Here is a 26,191-nt window from a genome sequence, read left to right on the forward strand (position 1 = left end):
CTTTAAGGTCAAAATGCTTGGTAGATCGCATTTAGGATGCGTTCGCAGGCCGCGCCGTCACCATACGGATTGTGGGCGAATGCCATACGATTGTAGGCATCCTGATCGTCCAGAAGTCGGCTTACCTCGCGAACTATCCGGTCCCTATCAGTTCCAACGAGCTTGACAGTACCCGCCCGGACCGCCTCCGGACGCTCCGTTGTCTCTCTCATTACAAGCACTGGCTTGCCTAGTGAGGGGGCTTCCTCTTGGATTCCGCCTGAGTCTGTCAGAATAATATCAGAAGCGCTCATGAGGTAGACAAATGGCAAGTATTCTTGAGGTTCAATCAAATAGACGTTCTGCAAACCTGAAAGATAACGGCTGACGGGTTCGCGCACGTTCGGATTAAGGTGCACAGGATAGACAAAGATGTCCAGAGGGTAACGCTCGCTCAACTGTCTAATTGCTTGGCATATTTGCTCGAAACCAGCACCGAAGTTTTCACGCCGGTGACCAGTTATAAGCACCATTCTATTCGGCTGATCCAAAAAGGGAAAAAGCGACGCCAGGCGGTCACTCAGCGCGCCATCCGTTTCTATCTGAGATTGAACCTGAAGGAGCGCATCAATCACCGTGTTACCAGTCACCGTGATAGCATCAACGGGGACTCCCTCTCTCTCAAGATTTGCCCGAGCTTCTTCTGTCGGCGCAAAATGCAGCCTCGTAAGCTTGCCGGTTAATGTCCGGTTCGCCTCCTCTGGCCAGGGGGAGTATAGGTTTCCGGTGCGCAATCCCGCCTCAACGTGACCCACTGGGATTTGGTTGTAAAAAGCCCCCAATGCAGTAGCAAACGTTGTGGAGGTATCTCCATGCACAAGCACGAGATCTGGACAAAATTCCTTCAGGATAGGAGAGAGTCCGGTCAGGATCCCGCTTACGATGCCTTCAAGGCTCTGACCTGGCTTCATGATGTTTAAATCATAGAAGGGTTCGATCGCAAAAAGGCTCAACACTTGATCGAGCATCTGACGATGCTGGGCACTAACGCAAACCCGGGACTCGAATTTGTTATCCGCCTCAAGCGCCTTCACAAGTGGAGCCATCTTTATGGCTTCGGGACGCGTTCCAAAGACACTCAGCACTTTCATATGACTACCTAATGCAACTTAAAGACATATCATGAGGACACATGCGGAAAAAACGCATAGCATTGGCTATGCCTACGAGGCGACGTCAGATAAACGCATGATTTGGATTGGGCAAGCTCCTAAGAGCATTTTTAAGATTTTAGGCAGTCCACGTGAGATACCCGATTGCGCATTCATCAGCAGCACAAAATGTTTCTCAGTAGCCCTCTGACCATTGCCCTCTTGGCGGACGGCAAGGCATTTGTAGAGAATCTACCGAGGCAGCAACATGTTTCCAATAGACGTGACGGTCGTCATTCCCGTTTTCAATCGCAGTCACACTTTGCTCCGCGCTTTGACGTCGGTCATCGCTCAGACTCAGCACCCAAGAGAAGTAATTGTGGTTGACGACGGCTCTTCCGTTCAGGATCTGGCAGAAATTAGATCTATTATCGCGAAATTCTCTGAGACTTTGCACATTAGTCTTCTGATAAACGAGATAAACCGCGGCGCCAATTACTCTCGTAACAGGGGCATCTTTCAAGCAAAAGGCGCCTACATTGCGTTTCTGGACAGCGATGACCTGTGGCTACCTGAAAAGCTCGCCACACAGATGGAGCAAATCCACGTAGCGAGGCAGCGCGACAAACGACCGATCCTATCATCTACTGGACGTTACCGCGTCAATAGCAAGGGGGATATCATCGCGCGGCAGCCGGGCGCGCGCCCGTTCAATCCGGCGATTATCAGAGGCTCCAACGTTATCGGCACGCTCTCCTCGGTGATAGTGGACACTTCCATCGCTCAACGGATCGGGGGTTTTGATGAGCGACTACCCGCGTGTCAGGATTGGGACTTTTTTATCAGACTGGCAGAATACGTCCAATTCGTAGGAGTTCCAGATACACTCTGTGTCTACGTGGATCACGATAGCGACCGTATCTCATTGAATCACCGAAATCGAGTTCGCGCGCACATTCACATTCTCCAAAAATATCATACCATAAACAAATCGTCTTGCTCTGTGATTTACAAAAATATAGCTGAAGCCTATCAGGAGGTTGGCGAGCAAAAGAAGGCGGATATCTACCTAGCTAAATCGTTTGCAAACTACGTATGCTCTAGTCTATACTTTAGATATTCACTAGAATATTTCTTTTATCTGTACTTCCGTATCAGGCCGTCCCACTCTCTTCGGGCGAAACGTTACATTGGTTACCGCAAAGCCATGAAGCGAGCTATGGCGAATCCCCAAGTCCTCGCGAAAATCCGGTACGATGCAGCTCGTCTAAAGGAAATGATGCTGGAGCAGCGCGACAATGCAGTCTTTAGCAAATCTCGAGAATGATCATCGCTCGAAATTCGATCGGATCGAGCTGGGGCGATCGGCTGTTTTGCTCGGCGCTGCGAATCTGACCAGCGCCGGGGCACATTTCGCTGACGCACATCTCATCTATCTTCGCCAAGGTCGCGAACCCAAGAGAGCCAACGTCATTCTTAGCAAACGTAGCCGCATTCAGAAGGCAACTCGAAGGACCACAGGCGCTGTCGCGCCCGTGGCCGGCATCGCGCATATGGAGGCCTTACGGCGTTTGCCTTTGGCGCCACCTCTTGACTACCGTCGCAACACCTGTAATGGGCGCGAACCGCGATGTCTAAGATTTCGGGGCCGATCCCATCCGTTTCTTCCGCAGTCTCTCCGACCCGAGATTCAGGATCATCGGCCGCATCCTCTATCCGTTTGGGGGCTGACGTGAGCCATCTATTGATCCATATTCGCGTCGTCGGCGCACTCCTCGTGCGCGAGATGGCGACGCGCTTCGGCTCGAAGCCCGGCGGCTATGTCTGGGCGCTGCTCGACCCGGCAGCGCACATCCTGCTGTTGACGCTGATCTTCCGGGCCATCGCCCGCGCGCCGGCGCTCGGCACGAGCTTCGCCCTTTTTTTTGCTACCGGCTACATTGCCTTTCAGTTCTACCAGGCGATGGCGTCGTACCTGAACAGTGCGGTGCGGGCGAACAAGGCGCTGCTCAGCTATCCGAACGTCGCCCCCATCGATACGGTCGTCGCCCGCTTTGTACTCCAGTTATGCACTACCACGCTGGTGGCATGCATCGTGCTCGGCACAATCATCGCTAGCATACGCACCGATACGAACATGCACTGGCCCTTTATCTTGGAAGCGGTCGCCATGGCCTGCCTCTTGGGACTTGGCGTGGCGATGATCAATTGCGTGCTCTTTCTCAAATATCCGCTTTACGAACAGGTCTTCGGCATAGTCAACCGCCCGCTCTTCCTGATCTCCGGCGTCTTCTTCCTGCCAGATTCAATACCCGGGCCCTACCGCGACCTCGTGCTCCTTAACCCACTCGTACATATCATCATGGGCTTCCGCCGGGGTTTCTATCCGGAATATCGGGCGGTGGGCCTCGACATGAACTACCTTTACGGAATCGCATTTCTGACATTGTTTGCCGGAATGCTGGTGTTCACCATTTCCAAAAAAGCGCTGAGAAACGAATGATCCAGTTTGAGCAGGCGACGAAATATGCCCGCACCAAGGGCATCAAAAAGCCAATCATCGAGGACGCCTCGCTCGCCCTAAACCGGGGCAAGAGCGTCGGACTGCTCGGTCGCAACGGCGCCGGCAAGTCGACACTTCTGAGATTGATCGCCGGTGCGATCAAACTCGACAAGGGGCGAATCATCCGCCGCGGCAAGATTTCTTGGCCGCTCGGCTTTGCCGGCAGTTTCCAAGGCACAATGACCGGCGAACAGAACGTCCGCTTCGTCGCCCGTATCTACGGCGTAGATACCGAGGAACTGATCGCCTATGTCGAGGATTTCGCCGAGCTCGGCCCCTTCTTCAAGGCGCCCGTCGGTACCTATTCTTCCGGCATGAAGGCGCGGCTCGCCTTCGGCTTGAGCATGGGCGTCAACTTCGACTATTATCTTGTCGACGAAATCACCGCGGTTGGTGACTCAAATTTTAAGAAAAAGTGCCAAGGTGTCTTCGAGACCAAGCTTCGGGATTCCGATGTGATTATGGTCTCGCACAGCACAAAAACGATCCGCGACTATTGCGACTGCGGCGTCGTGCTGGAAAAAGGCAAGCTAACTTATTATGAAGATATCGAAGACGCGATACTGGCCCACGACAGAAATATGAGGGAAAACTAGATGGCGGTCAGCAAAGACGCCGTGGTCAACAGAATTGGTACCGCTCACGCCGACAAGAATATCTCAACCGCCACCGCCGATAGCAGAGGCAGGGGGATTGCCGTTCTGGAGGGGCTGCTTGGGAGAGAAAGTGCACCTGTCATTCCGCTGCGGGAGCGGCAAGACAGGATCAAGCCAGTTGAGAAGCCTGATTGGAGGCCCGCGTGGCTTAAAAACCTGCGCCTGCGACATGCGTTCATCGGCGCCTCCTTTCTCGGGCTCGTCGCCATGCCGGCAACGCTCGCCTCCCTCTATATGGCCTTCATCGCCGCCGACCAGTATCACAGCACGACATCCTTCGCTGTGCGCAGCATCGAAGGTGGCGTGTCAAGCGATATCCTGGGCATGTTCACGCAAGCTACTGGCAGTAGCACGGTTTCCGACAGCTACATTCTCATGGATTACATCCTGAGCGAGCGGATGGCTGCGGACGCTGACCGCAAGTTCAAGCTTGAGAAGGTCTACGCCACCCGGGGGTTCGATTTTTTCTACGGCATCGGCTCCGGCCTGCCGATCGAAGAGAAGCTCGCCTACTGGCGGGACATGGTGACCGTCAACTTTGACCACGCCTCCGGCATCATGCAGGTGACGGTGAAGGCGTTCGACCGGAAGCAATCGCAGGAGATCGCGCAATTTATCGTCGACCAGAGCGACAGACTCGTCAACAGTCTCTCACTCTCGGCGCGCAATGACGTGCTGAGTGCCGCGCAGGACGAGGTGCTGGCGGCTGAAGCGCGGCTTTCAAAAGCGCGCGCGGCGCTCCGCGTTTATCGCGACAAATCGCAGGAAATAAGCCCCGTGGAAGGTGCCAAGCTCGCCGTTCAGCTCATCGGCTCGCTGGAGCAACAACTGACGCAGCTCAACGCCGACCTTGCAACGGCAAAAAGCCAGATGAGTGAAGATACGCCACGTATCCGCGTCTTGAAAACGCGTATCGAAAGCCTGGAACAGCAACTCGCCGTCGAGCGCCAGCGGCTGGGCACCGGAGAAAAAAGGACAGCCGCAAGAGATCCGCAAGCAGGCGACGTCGCTGGCCGCATTGCCCAGTTCGAGGAGCTGGAGACCGAGCGCGAGTTCGCCGAACGTGCTTATACGGCTGCCCTGGCGTCACTCGAAAAGGCGCGACTCGAAGCTAACAACCGTCAGCGCTATCTCGCCCTGTTCATCGAGCCGACGCTTTCCGAATTGGCTCAGTATCCGAGCCGATTCTTCAACGCGCTTCTAATGAGCTTGGCCCTTCTATTTGTTTGGGCAATTGGAGTGATGAGCTATTACAATGTTCGTGATCGGGCGTAGGCGCCAACTCAGAAGTATAATTATACGGCGGAATGTTATACTTTGCTGAGAAAAGGAATTATTTTATGAAAGCGCCTTGGTTGGAATAACAACCTTAATGATGTGGGCACCAACTGCCCATGCCTAGCCCGTCGCGCTTAGTTAGCGACCATTTTCTGCTCCCCGTGGATGCGTGTCTCGATCGAGATTTCGCACATAAGTAAACCGATTATTTCTTTTGGTACCTCAGCCATAACTACATGTCACTTTCTCGCAGCCTGCACCGCAGGGCGGCCGCACATAAGGCAAGAGCCGGGGTGGCACATTGTAGTACTCTTTGACTATCAACGTCGGCATTTCCCCGCCCGTGTTGGTCAAATGTCACCGCAACTTGCGTCGCGTGTGGACAGAAGGTCCTGACAAACTCCCAAGCAGCATCGAGGGATGTTGTAAATGCGGGCATCTTGCCAATGTCCCCGTTCGGCTTCTTCCAACTTGACTCCAGTGACTGAGCCCTGTCGTCAGGAGGCAAGTGCGGCTCATATCCGACCTGCATCCCGAGCAGGATGTCGAGCTTTCTGTCCGCACTTGTGGCCGTTTCGAGGTATCCAGCGAGTTTTCCCAGGTCCATTAGATCTCTTTCAGTCGTGTACCTCGCCACCCTGCGCATCCGCTTCTGCGCGAGCGCTAAGCACCGCTATGCAGATTGCTAACGCTGGGGTCGCGCCGTGATAATACGCGCCGTCGTCTATGCAGGCGGTTGCCGTGCCGTTCACCCAACTAACCCCACGCAGACGATCCGCGACGATTATTGATGCAAGTTCGACCGCCGCATCCAAGGAATCGGTAAAGTGAGGCATTCGTACAAAATCGTCACCCGAGGGCACGATCCAGAATACTCTACGGACCGTCCCGCCAGTTCGGTTGCTCTTACGGTATTCGACTTTGCGCTTATAACCGACTAGCCTGCCGATGGCGGCGTCGAGAATTCGGCTTGGGCCTGTGGCCTTTTCGAGCTCAGGCAAAAGTTCATTTAAATCCATCGTCGAACGCCTTCAGCTCCTATTGGCATCCCGATCGGGCCACCTCGTCTCCGTCAGCTGTCGCCTGTCAAATCTAGATCACGAAAAAAGCGCGATTTTATCGCCGCTCCACTTTTCCTTGCATGGCGTGGCAACTCTTCCTCTTCCACAGCTACGCACGTGCTTACGCACTCACTGATCGAAGGTCAAATACTTAGATTTTTGGCAAGCCAACGCGAGATATTTCAGCCCGAAATGAGGCTGCGACGTTCCGGTACAGAAGCAAGCGAAAGCGGCCAGCCTGCAGGAGCATCAGCCAGGGCTTGCGGCTCACCACCTTGCAATTCCGGTCGGGAAACCAGCCCGGAACATAGGCTTACCACGGGCCGAAGCCGAAGAAGATCGCGGTTGGGCGGGACATCCTAAACCCGATCCTCCCGGATCTGCCGCATCGAGGTCGTCAGCAGCATGAGGCGGCGAAGGGAAACGGAGCAGACAGCGCTAACGCGTCCCCTCTCCCCGGCGGCGGTGAGAGGGCTAGGGTGAGGGGCAACGCCTTCATGGGGCGGTACCACTAGCATCATCTTCTGCGAAGGGCTAGCCGGCCGGCCGGGACGGCTGAGGCACTGACTCCGCGCCTGTGCTCGCCAGGGCGGCATGCGTCCACATGCAGGGCGCCGCCGCTCTCGCCCTTTGTTCTTTGTGATCTCAGATGCTTCCGCCCACGCGACCGGCGGGCTCCGCCACGCGCTCGAGCTCGAAGAAATAATGCCGGTCGTCTCCCTCGACCTGCATCACGCCCAGCACTCGATCGCGGCCGATCTTGCGGAAATAATCGATGATCGGTTTTCTGTCGTAGACCATCGCCGCGCTCATCGCGTTGCGGAAGGGCATCGAGCGCAAGGAGGCGACCGGGCCTTTCGCACGCAGATGCCTCGCCAGATGGGAAAACAGGTTTCTTGCGGCTTCGGTGCGCCCGAAACGATGGAAGCGAAGGGCAAGGGCAAGCGGGATCAAAGACGGATCGATCGGCAGCAGCCGGTTGTCGCCGATCCTGAACAACAGTGCATCGGCGCGCATCTCAGGGCGGAAGCGCTTGCCGTGCCATCCGAGGTTCTCGAGAACGCCGTCAAAGGGATGGCCGGTCGGGACACCGCTTCCCTTCCAGAGCCCGACCAGTTCCCGGGTGGATACCGGCTGCAGTCCGTCGAAGAAGTGGAAAGCGGCATCTTCGGACGGGAACGTCAGTGGTTCGGTCATGGTGAGCTGGACCTGGAAAACATCAGCCTTGGGCGAACATTTGCGCCTTGTCCCTCACAGTACACGACAGCAGCCTGCTGCGCCTCGTCGGTTGCGGTAAGACAAGCTTCACCTGTGATCCTCATCAAATCAGTTGCTGCGCGTGGGATTGAACATCTTTTAGGCGTGCATTGGCGATTGTGATGATCTTTCGCATGACGGCGACCAGAGCGAGACGTTTGGGTTTGCCGGCTTTGACGAGGGCTTTGAAGGCTGCTGCGCGGCGATTGTCGCCTCGCACGGCTGTGAGCGCGGCGACGAAGAGTGCCGGCCTGATCTGGCGCCGTCCGCCGGCGGTTGATCGATGCCGGCTTGCCTTGTCGCTGTCGCGGGGATGAGGCGCACAGCCGGCAAGGCTTGCGGCCTGGCGCCGGTTGACGGCGCCGAGTCCGGGCATGAGGGCGAGGAGCAACGCGGCGAGAACGGGTCCGGGGACCGAACGCAACACCGCTTCGCGCGCGGCGAGCGCCTCATCCTTTTCAATCAACTTGGCAATTTTCCTCTCCAGAGTGGCGATGCGTCGATCGAGTTCGGCGGTATGGCCTTCAATGTCCGCGGCGATCGCTGAGGCACGTGGCGCCTTGAGGCGGTTCTTCTCCTGAACCCGCACGGCGACCAAGTCGGCGCGGCGGGCGACGAGAAGCTGGATCTGGGCTTGGGCGGCAGCGGCAGGCTGCCAGCGGGTGAGCGTGGCGTCCCGGTCAAGGCCGTATTGAACCAGCCAGCGGGCATCGATTGCATCGGACTTGGCCCTTTTGCCGAAGGAGCGGATATAGGCTTGACCTTGGCGGCATCGGCGCGATGGACGGGAATGGCCAACTGGAAAAGAACGCTGAGCGCCTTGTCTTCATTGCCACCGGTCGTCTCACAGACTGCCAGCATGGGCACCTGGAGGTCCAAGGATGCGAGCGCCGTGCGGAGCGCTTCCGCGTTATTGGCGATCGTCAGCGTTCGGCCAGAGCGGCTTTCGAAAAGTGTGATGCCGTCGCGGGAGATGTCGAGGCCGAGCGCGGACTGGATTTTCGCCAGTTCTTTGGTCATCATGGGCTCCATGCTTTGCATTGTCTGCGGGCGCATCGGACCGATGGCCCATTCAAGTCAACAAGCGATGCGAAGCCGGGGCGACAAGGTCCCAAGATGAGGTCGGTCGTCAAGACCCATTCCTGTACGGGCGCCTCGCCGCCACGGCTTCCGGGGTGGCCACCCCGGGGGCCGGCAACCGGCACCTGAACTTAAAGCAGTTTTCTCACAGACAATTCCTGTGCTTGTCACAGGGATCCAGCAGCGCCGCGTCTGCGGCGCGGAAGAGTCTTTTCAGCCAAGGACTTGGCTGGCTGGATTCCTGTGACAAGCACAGGAATGAGGGTCACAGGTGAAGCCTTGCCGTATCTCACCCCACGCTATTGTGGTGTCGGTACTCTCCCTGAAATAGCGCTTCCCAGGCAATTTGCCCTCCTTCGGGCCGGAGAACGGGAAAATCAGCCGACCTCAGTGTCCCTCGAACGAGATCAGCGTGCGGACATCGACGCCCAGCGCTTCGAGCTTCCGGCGGCCGCCGAGTTCCGGCAGATCGATGATGAAGCAGGCGGCGACGATCTCCGCTCCCATCTGCTGCAGGAGTTTGGCGGCCCCTTCGGCGGTGCCGCCGGTGGCGATCAGGTCATCGACCAGGATCACTTTCTCGCCCGGCACGATCGCATCCTTGTGCATCTCCATTTCGTCGACGCCGTATTCGAGGCTGTAGGCGATCCTGACGGTCTCGTGCGGCAGCTTGCCCTTCTTGCGGATCGGCACGAAGCCGGCGGAAAGCTGGTGCGCGATGGCGCCGCCGAGGATGAAACCGCGAGCCTCGATGCCGGCGATCTTGTCGATCTTGGTGCCGGCATAGGGGTGGACGAGTTCGTCGATCGCCCTGCGGAACGTCTTCGGATTGCCGAGAAGCGTGGTGATGTCGCGGAACACGATGCCCGGCTTCGGATAGTCCGGAATGCTGCGGATCGAGGAAATCAGTTCCGATTGAACAGACGTCATGTTTGGAGAATGCCTTTCACGAGTATGAGAGCCGCAAAGCCATAGCATCAACAAAGCGCAAGGTTACAGGGATTTCTTTTGGCCTTGTGATCGGCTTGGAGTGGGTGAGCGGGTGTTGAAACCCCCTCTGCCCCGCCTCGTGAGACGCAGCAACCAGCCGTAAGAATTTGGCCGAACCCGCCGTTGATGTTTTAGCGCCGCGCGTCTTTTCAGACGCGCAAAGGTCGCTGTAACTCTTGGAATCTGCGCATCGAGTTGTCCGAAAATCGGTTCCGATTTTCGGGCCGATGCGTTAGGCTTCTTCTCGCTTGGGTCGAGCCGCGCGCGGCATTGCCCATCATGCAAAAGCGAAGCAGGGCGGGAACGGCTCTTTCGCTCGCGTCCCGCTCCAACTTCTTGAATGAGGCCGATGCTTCTGGCCCAACCGGAGCGTCACGGCCCAAAGGAAGGAGGAACACCATGCGCCTGTTCGAATGCGGTACGCTCGTTCCGGGTTGCGAATGGCACACCCGCGCCGACAATGACGCGGAAATCGTGCGCCGGGCCGTCGAGCATATGCGCGAGACCCATGGCGAGACGATCATCCGCGAAAACATGGTCGACAACATCAAGGCGCGCATCGTCGACGAGCAGGCTGCTTGACGGGCGACGCGCTTCAACCAGAGCGAACGAGCAATTCGAGCCGGGCGACGAGAGTCGCCCGGTCGACGCCGAAATTGCGCTCGACCCAGAAATTCTCGAGCTCAGAAAGCAATTCCCCGACCTGCGGTCCCGGGGCGATGCCCGCCTTCAGCACGTCGGCCCCGTTCAGGGGAAAGACGGGTCGTTGCCACTTTTCCGCTCGCGCCAGCAGCCGCTGAAACGACGCGGTCTCGGCGAGGAAGGCCGGATCGGTCTCCGACTTGCGGCGAGCGGCGGCAAGCGAAAGCTTGAGGCGGGCGATGATGCCCTCCTTGCCGGAGCGATAGAGCGCACGATCGAGGGCCGCGTCCGGCAGGGTCGGCGCGACCGCGGGCGCCTCGGCGAAGCGGACGAGAAAGGCCGCTTCCGCCTTCGAGAGCCGCAGGCGTTCCGCGAGTGCCTCGAGCCGGTCGGTGTCCGGCGGAACCATCGCCGCGAGCCGCAACAGCGGATCCGGCGCCCAGGAAAAGATCTTCTCCGCGGCAATCAGACCCGGAATGGCGTCGATGCCCCATTTCTCCGTCTCCGGCAGCACCTCGGCTAGCACGCCGGCCTGACGCATCCAGAGAAGCGCGCGGCCGGGATCCTCGGCCGATAGCAGCTTCTTCATCTCGCCCCAGACGCGCTCCGCCGACAGCGTGGAGAGTTTTGCGCGTGCCTGCGCGCACGCCTTGAGGCCCTCCGCATCCGGCCTGCCGCTGCCGTAATGGGCAAAGAAGCGGAAGAAGCGCAGGATGCGCAGATAATCCTCGGCAACCCGTTCGGCGGCATTGCCGATGAAACGCAGCGTCCGGTTCTCGATATCGGCGAGGCCGCCGACATCGTCGAAGATTTCGCCGTCGCTGTTGACGTAGAGGGCGTTGATCGTGAAGTCGCGGCGCTCGGCATCCTCCTTCCAGCCGGTGCCGAACGCGACTTCGGCACGCCGGCCGTCCGTCGCCACGTCGCGGCGCAGCGTGGTCACCTCGAAAGGCTTGCCGTCGACGACGAGCGTGACGGTGCCGTGGTCTATCCCGGTCGGCACGACCTTGATGCCGGCGGCCTTCGCGCGCTCGGCGACCTCGTCCGGACGCCATGTGGTCGCGAGATCGACATCGCCGGCAGCAAGGCCGAGGAGGCTGTTTCGAACGGCGCCGCCGACGACCCGCGCCTCGCCCCCCTCGACATTCAGGAGGTCGAAGACGCGGCGCAGCGCGGCAGCCCGGAACCACGGCTCGGCGGCAATCGAGGTCATGCGTAAAGCCTTTCATAGAGCATGCGGACGATCCCCGCCGTAATGCCCCAAATGTTCCGCTCGCCATAGGGCATCCGGTAAAAATGTCGTTCGGCGCCCTCCCAATGGCGGCTCCCGCGGTCGTGATTCTTCGGGTCCATCAGGAACGAGAGCGGCACCTGGAACACGCTTTCGACTTCCACCGGATTGGGCACGAGCTCGAAGCCCGGCTGCACCACCGCGAGGACCGGCGTGATGCGAAATCCGGAAAGCGCCATGTAGTGCGGCAGGCGGCCGACGGGCTCGACGAAGCGCGGATCGAGCCCGATCTCCTCTTCGGCCTCGCGCACCGCCGCCAACTCGATGGAGTGGTCCTCGGGATCGACGGCGCCGCCCGGAAAGGCCACCTGGCCGGAATGCTTGCGCAATGTCGAGGTGCGCTGCGTGAAGATCACGCTCGCATCGTCGCCGTCGTCGACGACCGGGACGAGCACCGCCGCATCCTTCAGATGCAGGGTCTCGAGATAGGGCACGATGCCGGGATTGAGCAGGAAATCGCCATGATCGCGCCAGGCGGTCTCGATCGGACCGCCCGTCTGCGCCCGCGCGCGGCGGCGGAACTCGTCGGCGGAAAAGAGCGGATGAGTCATCGGGAGAGCGCTTCCAGTTCCGCCGCCGGCATGATCGGGAAAACGGCCCCGGCCGACCGGATGCAGAACGTCTCGGCTCCATCGACCGCTACCGTTTCGCCAAGCTCGACGATGTCGTACATGACCGGCCGGGAAACGAGCGCTTCCAGGCGGCCCCGGACATGCAGATAGGGCTTCAGCTCGCGGTTTTCGCCGTGGATGACGAAACGCAGCGGGTGTTCAGGCCCCGCCTCGACCACGTCGCCGACATTGGTGCGGAATGTCAGCACATTCTCGCCGTCCCTCCTGGTCACGTTCATTTCGACGGCGACGAAGGGCGCATCGGCCACGCGGATCCCGACCTTTTCCACGGGGGTGACGAGATAGGTCTTACCGTCCTCGTCCTTGCGCAGCACCGTCGAGAAAAGCCTTACGAGCGGCTGGCGCCCGATCGGCGTGCCCATATAGAACCAGGTGCCGTCGCTTAGAATCTCCATGTCGATGTCGCCGCAAAACGGCGGGTTCCAGCGCTCGACCGGCGGGAGCTCCCTTGCTTCGCCCGTCTGCCCGGCAGCACGGGCGATCAATGCGGCAAGTCCCGCCGCATCGCCCGTCCGCTGAATCTTGGCCTCTGCCATCGTTCTGTCCCGTTTGGCCCCGATTTTGAACCTGAAGCTGACGCGTCCGTCGAAGCGCGTGGAATGTCCGATCGCCTTGCTCCAAAGCATCTCGTCCGCATTCCGCCCGTGCCAGAACGAAGCGGAGCGGTTCACGGCTCACGAGATAGTGCGTCGACGGCGGCTTGTCAGCCGTCTGCCACAGTCTAAATTGGAAAAACCGGAGCCGAATGTCGAGGTTCGACGATTCGGTTCGAAGCGCAGGCGCGGGAGAGCGGGATGAGTGTAATGAAAGGTGCGGCCGAGCTAACCGACGAGACGGCCATCGTCGCCGCCGCGGAAGCGGCGCTCGGTGAAATCGCGCTCATCCGCGCGGAGATCGGAAAGGTCATCTTCGGCCAGGAAGCCGTGGTGGAGCAGACGCTGCTTGCGGTGCTTTCCGGCGGTCACGCGCTGCTCGTCGGCGTGCCCGGGCTTGCCAAGACCAAGCTGGTCGCTACCCTCGGCACCGTTCTCGGGCTCGACAACAGCCGCATCCAGTTCACGCCGGACCTGATGCCCTCGGACATTCTCGGCTCGGAGGTCATGGATCAGGATCCGGCCGGCCACCGCTCGTTCCGCTTCATCCCCGGCCCGATCTTCACCCAGCTTCTGATGGCCGACGAGATCAACCGCGCGTCGCCGCGGACCCAATCGGCGCTCCTGCAGGCCATGCAGGAATACCACATCACCATCGCCGGCGCCCGCAAGGACCTGCCGCAGCCCTTCCACGTGCTCGCGACGCAGAACCCGCTCGAGCAGGAAGGCACCTATCCGCTTCCCGAGGCCCAGCTCGATCGCTTCCTGATGCAGGTCGATGTCGGTTACCCGGAGCTTTCCGCCGAACGGCGGATCCTGTTGGAGACCACGGGCGTGATGGAGCCGGAAGCCCGCTCCGTCATCAATGCCGAGCGCCTGCAGCAGATCCAGAGCCTCATCCGCCAGATGCCGGTGGGCGAGAAGGTGGTCGACGCCATCCTCGCGCTCGTCCGCTCCGCCCGGCCGGGCCACGGCAACCAGACGACGGACAAGAATGTCGCCTGGGGGCCGGGACCGCGCGCCGGCCAGGCGCTGATGCTCTGCGCCCGTGCGCGCGCGTTGTACGACGGCCGGCTCGCCCCCTCGATCGACGACATCCTCGCGCTTGCCGAACCGGTGCTGCAGCATCGCATGGCCTTGACCTTCGCCGCCCGCGCCGAGGGCATGACGGTGCGCGATGTCATCGCCGACCTGGTGAAACGAGCCAAAGGATAGCTGATGGCCTCGATCGGGCAGATAGTCGCGCGTACGCCCTCCGGCGAGGTCCTGTCGCGCGCGCAGCAGCGCGCCATGCTCGTTCCCGACTGCCTCGTCGAGGCGCGACGGATCGCCAACACCGTGATTTCCGGCTGGCATGGCCGGCGCAAACGCGGCATTGGCGAGAATTTCTGGCAGTTCCGCCCCTATAGCCAGGGCGAAAGCATGTCGCGCATCGATTGGCGCCGCTCCGCCCGCGACGACCACACCTATGTGCGCGATCGCGAGTGGGAAGCGGCGCATACGATCTGGCTTTGGGCCGATCTCTCGCCTTCGATGATGTACAAGTCGACGCTTGGCGCGGTCTCGAAGGAAAGCCGCGCGCTCGTCTTGATGCTGGCGCTCGCCGAAATCCTCGCCCGCTCCGGCGAGCGGATCGGTTGCCCCGGCGTCATGGAGCCCGTCTCGGCGCGCAATGCCGCCGAAAGGCTGGCGACGGCAATCATGCTGAGCCCGCTTGCCGAAGGTCTTCCCAATACCGGGATGATCCGCAGTTCCAGCGACCTCGTGCTGATCGGCGATTTTCTCGATCCGGCCGACAAGGTCATGGAGCGGCTCGGGCCGCTCGCGCGTCGAGGCTTGCGCGGTCATGTCGTGGAAATCGCCGACCCGGCCGAAGAAGTCTTCCCCTATGCCGGTCGCACGGAATTCACCGATCCGGAAACCGGCGAGAAGCTGACCGCCGGCCGTGCCGAAATCATCAGGGAGGATTATCAGCGCGCTTATCGCGCGCGGCGTGACAGCCTTGGCGAGGGCCTGCGCCATCTCGGCTGGACCTTCACGCCCCACAGAACCGACCGGCCGGCTTCAGAGGCCCTGGTCGCCGTGCACATGTATCTCTCGGGCATGCCCGGCCGGGCAACCCACGGGGGACTCCTATGATCGGCGCCCTCTCCTTCGCTTTCGCCAATCCGGCCATGCTGGCGGCTCTCGTGGCACTGCCGGTCATCTGGTGGCTTCTGCGCATGACGCCGCCACGACCGGCAGCGGAGGTCTTCCCGCCGCTGAGGATCCTCGCTTCGGTGATCAAGCGCGAGGAAACGCCGTCGAAGAGCCCGTGGTGGCTGACGCTCATCAGGATGCTGATGGCGACCGCGGTGATCCTCGCGATCGCTAACCCGGTCTTCAATCCGCGCGGCAACACGCTCGCCTCTTCCGGCCCGCTGGCACTCGTGATCGACAACAGTTGGGCGACCGCCCCGGACTGGGAGCGGCGGGTCGAGGCCGCCTCGGCGCTGATCGACGATGCGGAAGCGAAGGACCTTGCGGTCACCTTCGTGCTCACGGGCGACCGGCAGCACGACGCGACGCCGGGATCGGCGGCCGCCGCGCGCACCCGGCTCGCCGCCGCCTCGCCTCAGCCGCTTCCGGCGGATCGCGGAACGGCACTCGCGGCGCTCCGGGCCGCCTTCGAGGACGCCCCGCCCGGAACGATCGCCTTCATCACCGATGGCATTGAGACAGCCGACGCCGAAGCGATGCAGGCGCTGCGCGAGCTCGGCGCGGCGGAAATCAGAGTGGTCGAAGCCGATGGCGGCGAGGCGGTGGCAATCACCGACACGAGCAACGACTCCGCCGGCATGTCGGTGACGGCAACCCGTCTGAGGACGGACGAGCGGCGGTCTCTCCCGATCGTCGCCTATGACAGCCGCGGTCTCGCGATCGCCGACGGCACGGTCGATTTCGCCGCCGGCGAGGGTGTGGCGAAGGGGACGATCGAAGCGCCCTTCGAATTGAGGAACGATTTTGCCCGCATCGGCGTTGAAGGCGCCGCCACGGCCGGTGCGATGCACCTCCTCGACGACGGCTTCCGTCGGCGCCGCGTCGCCTTGCTGAGTGGCGAGACGCGCGACCAGTCGCAGCCGCTATTGTCGCCGCTCTACTATATCAAACGGGCGCTCGCCCCTTACGCCGACCTCGTCGAGCCACGCGGCACCGATCTCGCCGTTGCCATACCCGAACTGCTCGAGCAGCATCCATCGGTGCTGATCATGGCCGATATCGGCCGGCTGCCGGAGGAGATCTATCCGCGGTTGACCAAATGGATCGACAATGGCGGCATGCTGATCCGTTTCGCCGGCCCGCGGCTTGCCGCAGCACCGGCGGACGACCCGCTCGTCCCGGTGACGCTCCGGCAGGGCGAACGGGCGCTCGGCGGCGCCCTGTCCTGGTCCGAACCGCAGCCGCTTGCCGATTATCCCGCAACGAGCCCCTTCGCCGGCCTGCCGCGGCCGACCGACATCCTCGTCAAGCGGCAGGTGCTCGCCGAACCGACCGCCGACCTGGTGGAGCGAACCTGGGCAAGCCTCGCCGACGGCACGCCGCTCGTCACGACGGCGGCCGAGGGCGCCGGGCGTATCATTCTTTTTCATGTCAGCGCCGAGGCGACCTGGTCGAACCTGCCGATTTCGGGACATTTCGTGGAAATGCTGCGCCGTGGCGTCCAGCTTTCGCGCAGCGGCGGCGTCGCCGGCGAAGGCAAGGCGGTGAAGGCGCAAGCGCTCCCGCCCTACCGGCTGCTGAACGCCGATGGCGTTCTCGTCGCCGAGACCGGCAATGCCCGTCCGCTCGAGATCATGCCGGGAAGGACGCCGATCGCAACGCCGGACAATCCGCCTGGGCTTTACGGCTCGGAGGACGGCTTTACGGCGCTCAATCTACTGCCGCGCGACGCCGAACTGAAACGCATCGACATGACCGCCGCCGGCCCCTATACCTTCGAGCGGCTCGCCGAGGCGGAGAGCTGGTCGCTGAAGCCCGCGCTGATGACGCTTGCGGCCCTGCTGCTGCTCGCCGACGCCGCCATCGTTCTCTTCATGGGCGGCGCCTTCTCGCGCATCCGCCTGGCGCGCTCCGCGGCGGCGCTTGTCTGGCTCATCGCCGGCGCCGCCTTTGTCCTGCCGCCGGATGCCCGCGCCGACGACGTGCGTGCGGGCGACGACCGCATTCTCGAGCGGCTGGACACGACCCATCTCGCCTATGTGGTCACCGGCGAGGGCGACGTGGACCGGCTTTCGGAGAGCGGCCTCCAGGGGCTCACCAACTTCCTGACCTACCGCACGACGCTGGAGCCGGGCACCCCCGTCGGCCTCGACATCATGCGGGACGAGCTCAGCTTCTATCCGATCATCTACTGGCCGATCTCGGCAAACGCGCCGATGCCGAGCCCGCAGGCGGTGAGCCGCATCGACGCCTATATGCGCGCCGGCGGCACGGTGCTCTTCGACACGCGCGACCAGTTTTCCTCGCTCGGCGCCTCCTCGAACGGAACGAGCCCGAACACGGAGCGGCTGCAGGCGATCCTCGCCAATCTCGACATTCCGCCGCTCGAGCCCGTCCCGACCGACCATGTCCTGACCAAGGCCTTCTACCTCCTGACGAATTTTCCCGGCCGCTACAGCGGCAGTCCCCTCTGGATAGAGGCGCAGCTCGACAGCCGCGAGGAACCGAGCAACCGCCCTGCCCGGCCCGGCGACGGGGTGACGCCGATCATGATCACCGGCAATGATTTCGCCGGTGCCTGGGCGGTCGATCCGAACGGGGTGCCTGTGCTGCCGACGGTTCCGCCGGACGAAATGCAGCGCGAGCATGCCTATCGTTCGGGCGTCAACATCATGATGTACATGCTGACCGGCAACTACAAGGCCGACCAGGTGCATGTTCCCGCTCTGCTCGAGCGGCTTGGCCAGTGAGGCGGCGATGACCATCGATTTTTCACCGCTCCTCCCCTGGCCTTACCTGACGGCGCTGGTGCTGGCTGCGGCTGCCCTGGCCGCGCTTGGCATCCTGCAGCGCGTTCGCGGCGCATTTCTCAGGACCGCGGCGCTTGCTGCATTCTGCCTGGCGCTTGCAAATCCCGTGCTGTTCCAGGAGGAGCGCGAACCGCTTTCGACCATTGTCGCCGTCGTCGTCGACCGCAGCCAGAGCCAGGAGAACTCCGGCCGGCGCGAACAGGCCGACAGGGCGCTTGCCGACCTCAAGGAGCGCCTCGCCCGCTTTCCGCAGTTCGAGACGCGCATCGTCGAGGCGGCGGATGGCGAGGAGAGCGAAGCACCATCCACGAAGCTCTTCGAAGCGCTGACGACGGCTCTTGCCGACGTGCCGCCCGCCCGCGTGGGCGGCGCCATCTTCATCACCGACGGCCAGGTCCACGATGTGCCTGACGTGAACCAGTCGCTCGGCTTCGCAGCGCCGATCCATGCCTTGATCACCGGCAGGCCGGACGAATTCGACCGCCGCGTCGAGATCGTCAGCGCACCGCGCTTCGGCATCGTCGGCGAGCAACAGAACCTCACCTATCGCGTCGTCGATGAGGGAGCCGCTCCGGGCGGCAGCGCCGAGGTGACGATCCGGCTCAATGGCAACGAGATCGCCACCGAAATCGCCGACCCCGGCACCGAGGTGCCGTTCAGCTTTACCGTTCCGCGCGGCGGCAACAATATTCTCGAATTCGCGGTCGATCCGGTTCCCGGTGAAGTGACGGAGGCGAACAACCGCGCCGTCCACGTGCTCGACGGGATTCGCGAGAATCTCCGCGTCCTTCTCGTATCCGGCGAACCCCATGCGGGGGAAAGGGCCTGGCGCAACCTGTTGAAATCCGACGCCGCCGTCGACCTCGTCCATTTCACCATTCTCAGGCCGCCGGAAAAGCAGGACGGCACGCCGATCAACGAGCTGTCGCTGATCGCCTTTCCGACGCGCGAGCTTTTCGTCGACAAGATCGACCAGTTCGATCTGATCATTTTCGACCGCTACCAGCACCGCGGCGTGCTGCCGATCCTCTACTACGACAACATCGCCCAATACGTGCAGAACGGCGGCGCGCTGCTGATCGCGGCGGGGCCGGAACATGCCGGCGACGATTCGATTGCGGCAACGCCGCTGGAGGCCGTGCTGCCGGCAAACCCCACCGGCGTCGTGAACGAGAAGGCGTTTTTCCCGCGCCTGTCCGACGACGGCAAGAAACATCCGGTCACCCGTGGCCTCGAAGGCGCATCGAGCGAGCCCCCGGCCTGGGGACGCTGGTTCCGCACCGTCGATGTCGACAGGCCGCTCGGCCAGTCGGTGATGGAGGCGGCGGACGGCAAGCCATTGCTCGTCCTGAACCGGGTCGGCAAGGGGCGCGTCGCCATGCTGCTCTCCGACCAAGGCTGGCTCTGGGCACGCAATTTCGAGGGCGGCGGCCCGCATGTTTCGCTCTATCGCCGCACCGCCCATTGGCTGATGCAGGAGCCTGCCCTCGAGGAAGAAGCCCTGACCGCACGGGCTTCCGGCCGGACACTCGAAATCACCCGCCAGACGATCGAGGGCGACCCGGGCCAGGCGACGCTCACCTATCCCTCGGGCCGCACGCAGGAGGTGACGCTGGCGGAGAGAGAGCCCGGACTCTACAAGGCGGAAGTCAAGGCCGACGAAATCGGCCTCTTCGAGATCGCCAACGACGAACTGACGACGCTCGTCCATGTCGGCAATGTCGATGCTCCGGAATTCAAGGCAGCGATCTCGACCGAAGAGAAGCTGAAGCCCTGGGCCGAGAAGACCAAGGGGACGCTGCGCCGCCTGGCGAATGCCGACGGCCCGGTCGAACTCCCCTCGGTCCTGCCGGTTCGAGGCGCCGTGCGCGTCGCCGACGACCAGCGCCTGTCGCTGAAGATGACAGATGAGACGGTGCTCAAGGGTGTCAATTCCCTGTCGCTGTTCTCCGGCCTCCTCGGCCTCGCCGCCCTGCTCCTGATCCTCTCCGCCACCTGGTATCGCGAGGGCCGGTAGCGGGACATCGAGATCTCAGTTTCTGGCGCCTTCTCGCGACTATGCGGGCATCGTCTGGCGGACAAGTGGAATTTGGCCATCTCCACACAGTCGTCATCCTCGGGCTTGACCCGAGGATCCATGCCAAGCCTGGTTACAGTCCCGGCTGGGGCGTAAGTCCCCAAAGTCAGCCAATGCTTGCGTGTGGATCCTCGGGTCAAGCCCGAGGATGACGAGTTGGGAGATGCGTGCACTCCAAATGAGGCGCCGCAAGGTAGATTACGACGCGTCGTCTACGATTTCACAGACAGCGCTCAACTCCCCTTTGTCATGGCGGAAGTCCTTTAGGGTTTGGCATGTCCCTGCATGACCAGAGCACGGGATCGCAGCGGCCTACTTGTCCACCTGACCAAGTCGGCTCAGGCGGCCGCCCCCGTGGCCGGCTCTTCACTCTCGCGGGCTGCCGCAACGCTGTCGTCCCGCCAGGTGATCACCCCTTCGAGCCGCGCGTGAGCATCCGCCGCGATCGGCACGACCAGCACGCGCGCCGGATCCACCGGCCCGGGGAATTCGAGCGCGCCGTAGCGCACTTTCTCGAAGCCGAGCGGCTGGTAATAGGGCGGATCGCCGACGAGGATCACCGCTTCGGAGCCCTTCCGCCGCGCCGCTTCCACCGCGATGCGCACGAGTTCCCGGCCTATGCCTATGTTCTTGTGCGACGGGCGCACGGCAAGCGGCCCGAGCAAGTGCCCCCGGACGGAACCGGCGATCACCGGCGTCATCCTCACCGACGCGATCGTTTCGCCGTCATCAGTGCAGATGAAGGAAAGCGACCGGTCGTGCGGCCCCTGCTCGCGAATCCGCGCGGCCGCGCGGGCGAACCGGCCGGGGCCGAAGGCTTCCTCATTGATGATTTCGATGGCTGCGTCGTGGGACGCGTCTTCTGTCAAGTAGACGAGATCGTGCTTTTTCATGGATATCGAGAACCGGCATACGAACGGACAAAATGAGATGGCTCGCCCAAGAAGGGCGTTTGCAGCTTCAGCGTCGTCGCAGGCTTCCCGACAGGATCATGGGTATCGTCGTTTCCCAAATGAAAAGCGTTCCGTCGCCGATAGCAGAAAATTATCTCCCGTCAAAGCAAAAACGCAGCGTTCACGATTTGAGACCTATCTGCGGCGGCTTCCCGCGTTATCTTTGACGACACCAAGGGTCAGGAAGGAGATCGGTCATGGGCAGGCTGGTGGATGGTGTCTGGCAGGACGTCTGGTACGACACAGTCGAGACGAACGGACGTTTCAAGCGCAGCGTGTCGCAATTCCGGAACTGGCTCACGGCCGATGGTTCGCCAGGCCCCTCCGGCGAAGGCGGCTTCAAGGCCGAGGCGGGGCGTTACCATCTTTACGTCTCGCTCGCCTGTCCCTGGGCACACCGCACACTGATCTTCCGCAAGCTCAAGAAGCTCGAGGATTTGATCTCGCTCTCCGTCGTCGATGCGCTGATGCTGAGCAATGGCTGGGAATTCAAGGGAGAGAACGGCGGCACGCCCGACCACCTCTTCGGCTCAAGAACCCTGTGGCAAGTCTATGTGCGCGCCGATCCGAACTACACGGGTCGCGTAACCGTGCCGGTCCTTTGGGACAAGCAGAAGAACACCATCGTCTCCAATGAGTCAGCGGAAATCATCCGCATGTTCAATTCGGCCTTCAATGATCTGACCGGCTCGACCACGGATTTCTACCCTGAAGAACTGAGGGTGGAGATCGACGAACTCAACGCGCGCGTCTATGACGCGGTAAACAATGGCGTCTACAGGGCGGGCTTCGCGACAACGCAGGAAGCCTATGACGAGGCTGTCACCACCCTCTTCGCGATGCTGGACGAACTCGAAGACCGGCTAGGCTCGCGGCGTTATCTGTTCGGCAATCGCATCACCGAATCCGACTGGCGCCTGTTCACGACATTGGTCCGCTTCGATCCGGTCTATGTCGGCCACTTCAAGTGCAACATCCGCCGCATTGCCGACTATCCGAACCTTTCCGGCTATCTGCGCGATCTCTATCAGGTGCCCGGCGTTGCCGAGACGGTCGACATGACCCACATCAAACAGCACTATTACCAGAGCCACCGGATGATCAATCCGACCGGCATCGTGCCGGTCGGTCCGGAGGTCGACCTTGCGGCTCCGCACGGGCGTGATGGGTTTAGATATAAAAGCGTGGGGTAGGCTTGCCCTCACCTAGACTAATCTACCAGAACGCATCCGGCGCCGACGTTCCGGCCAGCTCCGCAAGCCGACGCCGCGTCGCCGGTGTCGTGTCCTCCGGCAACTCGTTGATTGCGAAGAACTCCGCCGCGGCAATTTCCATGTCTGCGCGCTTCGGCTGTTCCTGCCGGACGCGGTCGCAGCGGAAGAAAATCACATGGTCGCGCCGGCTGGTGCCGCGGTTGTAATAGACATGGACGAGTGCCGGCGGCGTCGTTAGGCGAAGGTTGCCCTCCTCCTTGAGCTCCCGGACGAGCCCTTCGACGGCCGTTTCATTACGATCGAGACCGCCGCCGGGGAGATGCCAGCCGGGCAGATAGGTGTGCCGAACGAGGAATACCCGCCCCTCGTCATCGAAACAGGCCGCCCTCACCCCAAGCGTCATGCCGCGGGAGAACGCGAAATAGACATGGGCGAACCGCGTCAGCAGGCGGAGCCGCCAATTTTGCATCTCACTACTCCCTTCACGTGAACTGTCGAACCAGGGCCAGATTTTGGCGCCTCAAAAGATGCGCGGTGCTATGGGATAATCCTTTCAAGCGATTCCCCTTCCATCGAATATGCGCTAGACGGAGGGTAATGTTCAAACTCGCGCATATTTCCGACGTCCACCTTGGGCCCCTGCCGGAGCTCACGCTGCGCGAACTCGCTTCCAAGCGGATCACCGGTTTCGTCAATTGGCACAGGAATCGCGCGCGCCATCTCTTTCCCGGCACGCTGCAGTGCCTGATGGAGGATATCGAGAAACGCGAACCCGACCACCTGGTGATCACCGGCGATCTCGTGAACCTCGCCTCCACGCTCGAGATCAAGGCGGTGACGGAATGGCTGGCGGAGGCCGGCGACCCGCAGGACATCTCGGTCGTGCCCGGCAATCACGACGCCTATGTACCGGGTGCCTACGAGAAAATGTCCCACGCCTGGTACCCCTATATGCGCGGCGACGTCAGCCCGGCTGGCTGGCTGAAGGGGCATTCTTGCTTTCCCTTCATGCGAGTGCGCGGGCAGGTAGCGCTCATCGGTTGTTCGACCGCCGTCGCTACGCCTCCTTTCGCAGCGAGCGGCTATTTCGGACCACGGCAGGCGCGCGCCACGGTGAACCTCCTGCGCGCCGCCGGCGAGGCCGGGCTCTTCCGGGTCGTCATGATCCATCATCCGCCGATCCGCGGTGCGACATCGATGCACAAGCGCATGATCGGCATCCGCCGTTTCGCCGCGACGATCTCGTCTGGCGGTGCCGAACTGGTGCTGCACGGGCATACCCATCTCAATACGGTGTACTGGCTCAGGGGCCATGCGGGGCCGGTGCCGGTCGTCGGCATCGCCTCGGCCTCGCAAGCCCCCGGCGGCAGCAAGCCCGTCGCCGCCTATAATCTCTTTTCAATCGCCGGCGCGCCGGGCAATTGGCAACTGACGCGCGAGCGCTTCGCGCTCAATGCCGATGCCAGCGCCGCCACGCTTGCGGAAGTGACCCGTTTCTAAGGATAATTCACAGGCCGGCGAATAAACGATAAGCTTCGCGAGTCTTAGTCATTTGAGCCGGCCAGCCGCCGGGGCGTATTTGCGTCGTCGGTTCACCTGCGACCGCACGATGCTTTCAGGAGACAGCCAAGATGAACCGGAAGATCATTCTCTTCGCCCTTGCGGCTTTCACGGCCTCGCTCGCCGGCCAACCGGCCATGGCCGTCGGCGATAACACCAGCACGCCACCGAAGAAGACGAAGACGACCACCCAGTGCAAGAACGGCCATGTCTGGAACGCGAAAAGGAACAGATGCGTCGAGGCGAAGAGGAGCGATCTTGGCGACGATATCCTGTTCGACGCGGCGCGCGAACTCGCCTATGCCGGCCAATACGAAAACGCGATCAAGGTTCTCGGCGCCATGAAGGAGCAGCAGAGCGCGCGTGTCCTGAATTACCTCGGCTATGCCAACCGTAAGGCCGGGCGCATGGAGCTCGGCATGCAGTATTACAAACGCGCCCTGCAGGCCGACGAGAACTACCTCCTCGCCCGCTCCTATATGGGACAGGCGTTGGTCGAGCAGGGCCGTATCGAGGAAGCGAAAGTTCAGCTCATCGAAATCCGCGACCGCGGCGGCGAGAACAGCTGGGCCTACCAGGCGCTGCTCCAGTCTCTTGGAGGTCTGCGCGGCTATTGACGGAGCGCTCCGGCAAGGGCGGTCCGTCATCGTTGCCGGCGAGAACGGCGATTCTGTGCCCAGGGAAATCTGCGCCTAGGGAAAACAGGGGCCGGGACGCAAAAAGCTCTTCGCGTTCCGGCTCTTCCCTTGCAGACTTCGGATCAAGTTTCATATCATGAGCAGTGCGTTCCCGCGGCGAAAGACGTGTGGCCCGCCTCTCATCAGGAAAGACATGCGCCCAGCGGCAGACATGAAGGATTTCAGACGCGATTTGGTCGGCCTGCTGCCCAAATTGCGCCGCTTCGCCCTGACGCTGACGCGCGATGCCAAGGACGCCGACGATCTCGTGCAAGAGGCCTGCGAGCGGGCGATCACGCGCAGCCAGCTATGGAACGGGGAGGGTCGGCTGGAGGGCTGGGTCTACGCCATGACACGCAATCTTTGGGTAGACGAAGTCCGCAAACGGAAGGTTTGCGGCGGCGGCAGCATGGTCGACATCTTCGATGAGGACGAGCTCAGCGCCGAGCCCTCCAGGGAGAGGGCAGTTTATGCCAATCAGTTGCAGAAGATGATCCTCTCCATGCCGGAGGGATTGGCGAGCGCATTCCTGCTCGTGAACGTCGACGGCTACAGCTATCGAGAGGCTGCCGACATACTCGGGATTCCCGCTGGCACGGTCATGAGCAGGCTCTCGACAGCGCGCCTAAGGCTCGCAGCGATGTTGTCCGAGGATTCGGAAAGGAGGGCTTGACCGTTGCAGCAGACGAAGGGACTGGCTCTCGAAATTCGGCTGTCTGCCTATATCGACGGGGAACTGCCGGAGGCGGAGAAATCGGAGCTGGACGCGCTGCTTGCGCGTGACGAAAAAGCCAGGGCGCTGTTGCAGACGCTGAGGGCGGGCAGCGCGTTCGGCAACAAAGCGTTCGAGGATTTCCTTCACGATCCGGTGCCGCTGGCGCTCGTCCGTCAGATCAAGCAGGGACCCGGCATCACACCGCGTTTCGCACGCGTTGCAACGGCGAACCTGCCGCAGCGAAACGCCCGCGTCTGGCCGCGGTTGGCCGCCGCATCGGTGGTTCTCCTCTTTCTGGGCGGCGCCTCCGGCTTCATTCTCGGCAGCACGGTCAACACTTATGTTCCCGGACCAGAAGCGGCCGAGCGCCCATGGGTTCAGGAGATCGCCGACTATCACCGCATCTACGCGCGCCAGAAGCGGCACCTGGTCGAGGTGCCGGCTTCGCAAGCGGCGGAGATCGAAACCTGGCTTGCCTCGAGCGTCGGCGTCGCCTTCAATATCCCCGATCTCTCGCCCAAGGGCTTGACCTTCGAAGGCGCAAGATTGCTCGTCGCCAATGGCAAGCCGGTCGCCCAGCTGGTCTATCGCGACCGCGACGGCAACATCTTCGCCATCTGCTTCCAAAGGAACGGCAGTAGCGAACAGCCGGATCAATTCAGCGAGACGATCCGCGGGGATTTAAGCCTTGTCACCTGGCAGAAGGACAAAGCCTCCTTCGTCCTGATCGGACCGTCATCTGATCCCGCATTGCAGGACATCGCTCAGACGGCGGCGGCGGTTATCTGACGTCGAGTAAGCCCCTCATCCGCC

Annotated in this window: 24 protein-coding genes and 1 pseudogene; 14 read left to right on the plus strand and 11 right to left on the minus strand. The window is 61.7% G+C overall.

Annotated features, from left to right (window positions below; genetic code table 11):
• Positions 1–8: 8 nt before the first annotated feature.
• The gene (gene wecB / locus J2Z31_RS00865) at positions 9–1,130 is read right to left on the minus strand and encodes a non-hydrolyzing UDP-N-acetylglucosamine 2-epimerase (RefSeq protein WP_209599987.1); all 1,122 of its coding nucleotides are present in this window, start codon (positions 1,128–1,130) and stop codon (positions 9–11) included.
• A gap of 268 nt (positions 1,131–1,398) precedes the next feature.
• Here wecB and J2Z31_RS00870 point away from each other — a divergent pair, with 268 nt between their 5' ends.
• The 4 genes from J2Z31_RS00870 to J2Z31_RS00885 all read left to right on the plus strand — a co-directional run bounded on the left by J2Z31_RS00870 (position 1,399) and on the right by J2Z31_RS00885 (position 5,624).
• Positions 1,399–2,457, plus strand: coding sequence for a glycosyltransferase family 2 protein (locus tag J2Z31_RS00870; protein ID WP_209599988.1), 1,059 nt, complete (start codon positions 1,399–1,401; stop codon positions 2,455–2,457).
• 405 nt (positions 2,458–2,862) lie between these two features.
• Positions 2,863–3,633: an ABC transporter permease gene (locus tag J2Z31_RS00875; protein WP_209599989.1), complete on the plus strand. Its 771-nt coding sequence runs from the start codon at positions 2,863–2,865 to the stop codon at positions 3,631–3,633.
• Positions 3,630–4,289: an ABC transporter ATP-binding protein gene (locus J2Z31_RS00880; RefSeq protein WP_209599990.1), complete on the plus strand. Its 660-nt coding sequence runs from the start codon at positions 3,630–3,632 to the stop codon at positions 4,287–4,289. Before J2Z31_RS00875 ends, J2Z31_RS00880 begins: the two co-directional genes overlap by 4 nt.
• Complete coding sequence (locus J2Z31_RS00885; RefSeq protein ID WP_209599991.1) at positions 4,290–5,624, plus strand: RkpR, polysaccharide export protein; 1,335 nt, start codon at positions 4,290–4,292, stop codon at positions 5,622–5,624.
• A 620-nt stretch (positions 5,625–6,244) separates the two neighbouring features.
• Here the strand turns inward: J2Z31_RS00885 and J2Z31_RS00890 are convergent.
• The 5 genes and pseudogenes from J2Z31_RS00890 to J2Z31_RS00905 all read right to left on the minus strand — a co-directional run bounded on the left by J2Z31_RS00890 (position 6,245) and on the right by J2Z31_RS00905 (position 9,955).
• Entirely contained in the window at positions 6,245–6,646 is a 402-nt protein-coding gene (locus J2Z31_RS00890) for a hypothetical protein (protein ID WP_209599992.1), read from the minus strand.
• Between the two features lie 687 nt (positions 6,647–7,333).
• Positions 7,334–7,885, minus strand: a complete 552-nt coding sequence (locus J2Z31_RS00895) for a DUF4334 domain-containing protein (RefSeq protein WP_209599993.1) — start codon at positions 7,883–7,885, stop codon at positions 7,334–7,336.
• A gap of 124 nt (positions 7,886–8,009) precedes the next feature.
• Positions 8,010–8,411, minus strand: coding sequence for a transposase (locus tag J2Z31_RS29095; protein ID WP_234939217.1), 402 nt, complete (start codon positions 8,409–8,411; stop codon positions 8,010–8,012).
• Between the two features lie 150 nt (positions 8,412–8,561).
• Positions 8,562–8,696, minus strand: a pseudogene (locus J2Z31_RS29695) (IS110 family transposase); the annotation flags it as partial.
• Between the two features lie 716 nt (positions 8,697–9,412).
• A complete protein-coding gene (locus J2Z31_RS00905) occupies positions 9,413–9,955 on the minus strand; it encodes an adenine phosphoribosyltransferase (protein ID WP_209599994.1) in 543 nt (180 codons plus the stop codon).
• A gap of 459 nt (positions 9,956–10,414) precedes the next feature.
• On the opposite strand from J2Z31_RS00905, the gene J2Z31_RS00910 reads away from it, so the two are divergent.
• Positions 10,415–10,597, plus strand: coding sequence for a DUF1059 domain-containing protein (locus J2Z31_RS00910; protein WP_209599995.1), 183 nt, complete (start codon positions 10,415–10,417; stop codon positions 10,595–10,597).
• Positions 10,598–10,610: 13 nt separating this feature from the next.
• Here J2Z31_RS00910 and J2Z31_RS00915 read toward each other — a convergent pair whose 3' ends face one another.
• Genes J2Z31_RS00915 through J2Z31_RS00925 form a run of 3 tightly spaced genes read right to left on the minus strand, consistent with a single transcriptional unit; the run spans position 10,611 to position 13,116 of the window.
• Entirely contained in the window at positions 10,611–11,870 is a 1,260-nt protein-coding gene (locus tag J2Z31_RS00915; RefSeq protein WP_209599996.1) for a CCA tRNA nucleotidyltransferase, read from the minus strand.
• Positions 11,867–12,499 carry a CoA pyrophosphatase gene (locus tag J2Z31_RS00920; RefSeq protein WP_209599997.1) on the minus strand — a complete coding sequence of 211 codons (633 nt, stop codon included), beginning with the start codon at positions 12,497–12,499 and terminating at the stop codon, positions 11,867–11,869. The genes J2Z31_RS00915 and J2Z31_RS00920 overlap by 4 nt, the downstream gene beginning before the upstream one ends.
• Positions 12,496–13,116 carry a DUF1285 domain-containing protein gene (locus J2Z31_RS00925; RefSeq protein ID WP_209599998.1) on the minus strand — a complete coding sequence of 207 codons (621 nt, stop codon included), beginning with the start codon at positions 13,114–13,116 and terminating at the stop codon, positions 12,496–12,498. Before J2Z31_RS00925 ends, J2Z31_RS00920 begins: the two co-directional genes overlap by 4 nt.
• A 258-nt stretch (positions 13,117–13,374) precedes the next feature.
• Between J2Z31_RS00925 and J2Z31_RS00930 the strand changes: the two genes are divergently transcribed.
• The 4 genes from J2Z31_RS00930 to J2Z31_RS00945 are packed head-to-tail and all read left to right on the plus strand — an operon-like array spanning position 13,375 to position 20,199.
• Positions 13,375–14,388, plus strand: coding sequence for an AAA family ATPase (locus J2Z31_RS00930; protein ID WP_209599999.1), 1,014 nt, complete (start codon positions 13,375–13,377; stop codon positions 14,386–14,388).
• Between the two features lie 3 nt (positions 14,389–14,391).
• Positions 14,392–15,312 (plus strand): DUF58 domain-containing protein, encoded by a 921-nt coding sequence (locus J2Z31_RS00935; RefSeq protein WP_209600000.1) that lies wholly within the window; start codon positions 14,392–14,394, stop codon positions 15,310–15,312.
• Positions 15,309–18,122, plus strand: a complete 2,814-nt coding sequence (locus tag J2Z31_RS00940) for a DUF4159 domain-containing protein (RefSeq protein WP_209600001.1) — start codon at positions 15,309–15,311, stop codon at positions 18,120–18,122. Before J2Z31_RS00935 ends, J2Z31_RS00940 begins: the two co-directional genes overlap by 4 nt.
• Positions 18,123–18,129: 7 nt before the next feature.
• Positions 18,130–20,199 (plus strand): hypothetical protein, encoded by a 2,070-nt coding sequence (locus J2Z31_RS00945; protein WP_209600002.1) that lies wholly within the window; start codon positions 18,130–18,132, stop codon positions 20,197–20,199.
• Positions 20,200–20,597: 398 nt separating this feature from the next.
• Here the strand turns inward: J2Z31_RS00945 and J2Z31_RS00950 are convergent, their stop codons facing one another.
• Entirely contained in the window at positions 20,598–21,152 is a 555-nt protein-coding gene (locus tag J2Z31_RS00950; RefSeq protein WP_209600003.1) for a GNAT family N-acetyltransferase, read from the minus strand.
• Between the two features lie 257 nt (positions 21,153–21,409).
• Here J2Z31_RS00950 and J2Z31_RS00955 point away from each other — a divergent pair, with 257 nt between their 5' ends.
• The gene (locus J2Z31_RS00955) at positions 21,410–22,405 is read left to right on the plus strand and encodes a glutathione S-transferase family protein (RefSeq protein WP_209600004.1); all 996 of its coding nucleotides are present in this window, start codon (positions 21,410–21,412) and stop codon (positions 22,403–22,405) included.
• Between the two features lie 22 nt (positions 22,406–22,427).
• Here the strand turns inward: J2Z31_RS00955 and J2Z31_RS00960 are convergent, their stop codons facing one another.
• Positions 22,428–22,895, minus strand: coding sequence for an NUDIX domain-containing protein (locus tag J2Z31_RS00960; protein ID WP_209600005.1), 468 nt, complete (start codon positions 22,893–22,895; stop codon positions 22,428–22,430).
• 128 nt (positions 22,896–23,023) lie between these two features.
• Here J2Z31_RS00960 and J2Z31_RS00965 point away from each other — a divergent pair, with 128 nt between their 5' ends.
• The 4 genes from J2Z31_RS00965 (at position 23,024) to J2Z31_RS00980 (ending at position 26,167) form a co-directional block, all read left to right on the plus strand.
• On the plus strand, positions 23,024–23,926 hold the full coding sequence (locus tag J2Z31_RS00965; protein ID WP_209600006.1) for a metallophosphoesterase family protein: 903 nt from the start codon (positions 23,024–23,026) through the stop codon (positions 23,924–23,926).
• Positions 23,927–24,057: 131 nt separating this feature from the next.
• Positions 24,058–24,603: a tetratricopeptide repeat protein gene (locus J2Z31_RS00970; protein ID WP_209600007.1), complete on the plus strand. Its 546-nt coding sequence runs from the start codon at positions 24,058–24,060 to the stop codon at positions 24,601–24,603.
• 214 nt (positions 24,604–24,817) lie between these two features.
• The gene (locus tag J2Z31_RS00975; protein ID WP_209600008.1) at positions 24,818–25,336 is read left to right on the plus strand and encodes an RNA polymerase sigma factor; all 519 of its coding nucleotides are present in this window, start codon (positions 24,818–24,820) and stop codon (positions 25,334–25,336) included.
• 3 nt (positions 25,337–25,339) lie between these two features.
• The gene (locus J2Z31_RS00980; protein ID WP_209600009.1) at positions 25,340–26,167 is read left to right on the plus strand and encodes an anti-sigma factor family protein; all 828 of its coding nucleotides are present in this window, start codon (positions 25,340–25,342) and stop codon (positions 26,165–26,167) included.
• Positions 26,168–26,191: the final 24 nt, after the last annotated feature.

Source organism: Sinorhizobium kostiense, assembly GCF_017874595.1.
Lineage (GTDB): Bacteria > Pseudomonadota > Alphaproteobacteria > Rhizobiales > Rhizobiaceae > Sinorhizobium > Sinorhizobium kostiense.

Coding starts and splice junctions, on each gene's coding strand:
- J2Z31_RS00925 (WP_209599998.1), bottom strand. CDS start 13,116: ATGGCAGAGGCCAAGATTCAGCGGACGGGCGATGCGGCGGGACTTGCC.
- J2Z31_RS00895 (WP_209599993.1), bottom strand. CDS start 7,885: ATGACCGAACCACTGACGTTCCCGTCCGAAGATGCCGCTTTCCACTTC.
- J2Z31_RS00870 (WP_209599988.1), top strand. CDS start 1,399: ATGTTTCCAATAGACGTGACGGTCGTCATTCCCGTTTTCAATCGCAGT.
- J2Z31_RS00940 (WP_209600001.1), top strand. CDS start 15,309: ATGATCGGCGCCCTCTCCTTCGCTTTCGCCAATCCGGCCATGCTGGCG.
- J2Z31_RS00905 (WP_209599994.1), bottom strand. CDS start 9,955: ATGACGTCTGTTCAATCGGAACTGATTTCCTCGATCCGCAGCATTCCG.
- J2Z31_RS00975 (WP_209600008.1), top strand. CDS start 24,818: ATGCGCCCAGCGGCAGACATGAAGGATTTCAGACGCGATTTGGTCGGC.
- J2Z31_RS00970 (WP_209600007.1), top strand. CDS start 24,058: ATGAACCGGAAGATCATTCTCTTCGCCCTTGCGGCTTTCACGGCCTCG.
- J2Z31_RS00890 (WP_209599992.1), bottom strand. CDS start 6,646: ATGGATTTAAATGAACTTTTGCCTGAGCTCGAAAAGGCCACAGGCCCA.
- J2Z31_RS00960 (WP_209600005.1), bottom strand. CDS start 22,895: ATGCAAAATTGGCGGCTCCGCCTGCTGACGCGGTTCGCCCATGTCTAT.
- J2Z31_RS00920 (WP_209599997.1), bottom strand. CDS start 12,499: ATGACTCATCCGCTCTTTTCCGCCGACGAGTTCCGCCGCCGCGCGCGG.
- J2Z31_RS00930 (WP_209599999.1), top strand. CDS start 13,375: ATGAGTGTAATGAAAGGTGCGGCCGAGCTAACCGACGAGACGGCCATC.
- J2Z31_RS00945 (WP_209600002.1), top strand. CDS start 18,130: ATGACCATCGATTTTTCACCGCTCCTCCCCTGGCCTTACCTGACGGCG.
- J2Z31_RS00965 (WP_209600006.1), top strand. CDS start 23,024: ATGTTCAAACTCGCGCATATTTCCGACGTCCACCTTGGGCCCCTGCCG.
- J2Z31_RS00915 (WP_209599996.1), bottom strand. CDS start 11,870: ATGACCTCGATTGCCGCCGAGCCGTGGTTCCGGGCTGCCGCGCTGCGC.
- wecB (WP_209599987.1), bottom strand. CDS start 1,130: ATGAAAGTGCTGAGTGTCTTTGGAACGCGTCCCGAAGCCATAAAGATG.
- J2Z31_RS00880 (WP_209599990.1), top strand. CDS start 3,630: ATGATCCAGTTTGAGCAGGCGACGAAATATGCCCGCACCAAGGGCATC.
- J2Z31_RS00910 (WP_209599995.1), top strand. CDS start 10,415: ATGCGCCTGTTCGAATGCGGTACGCTCGTTCCGGGTTGCGAATGGCAC.
- J2Z31_RS00885 (WP_209599991.1), top strand. CDS start 4,290: ATGGCGGTCAGCAAAGACGCCGTGGTCAACAGAATTGGTACCGCTCAC.
- J2Z31_RS00955 (WP_209600004.1), top strand. CDS start 21,410: ATGGGCAGGCTGGTGGATGGTGTCTGGCAGGACGTCTGGTACGACACA.
- J2Z31_RS00935 (WP_209600000.1), top strand. CDS start 14,392: ATGGCCTCGATCGGGCAGATAGTCGCGCGTACGCCCTCCGGCGAGGTC.
- J2Z31_RS00950 (WP_209600003.1), bottom strand. CDS start 21,152: ATGAAAAAGCACGATCTCGTCTACTTGACAGAAGACGCGTCCCACGAC.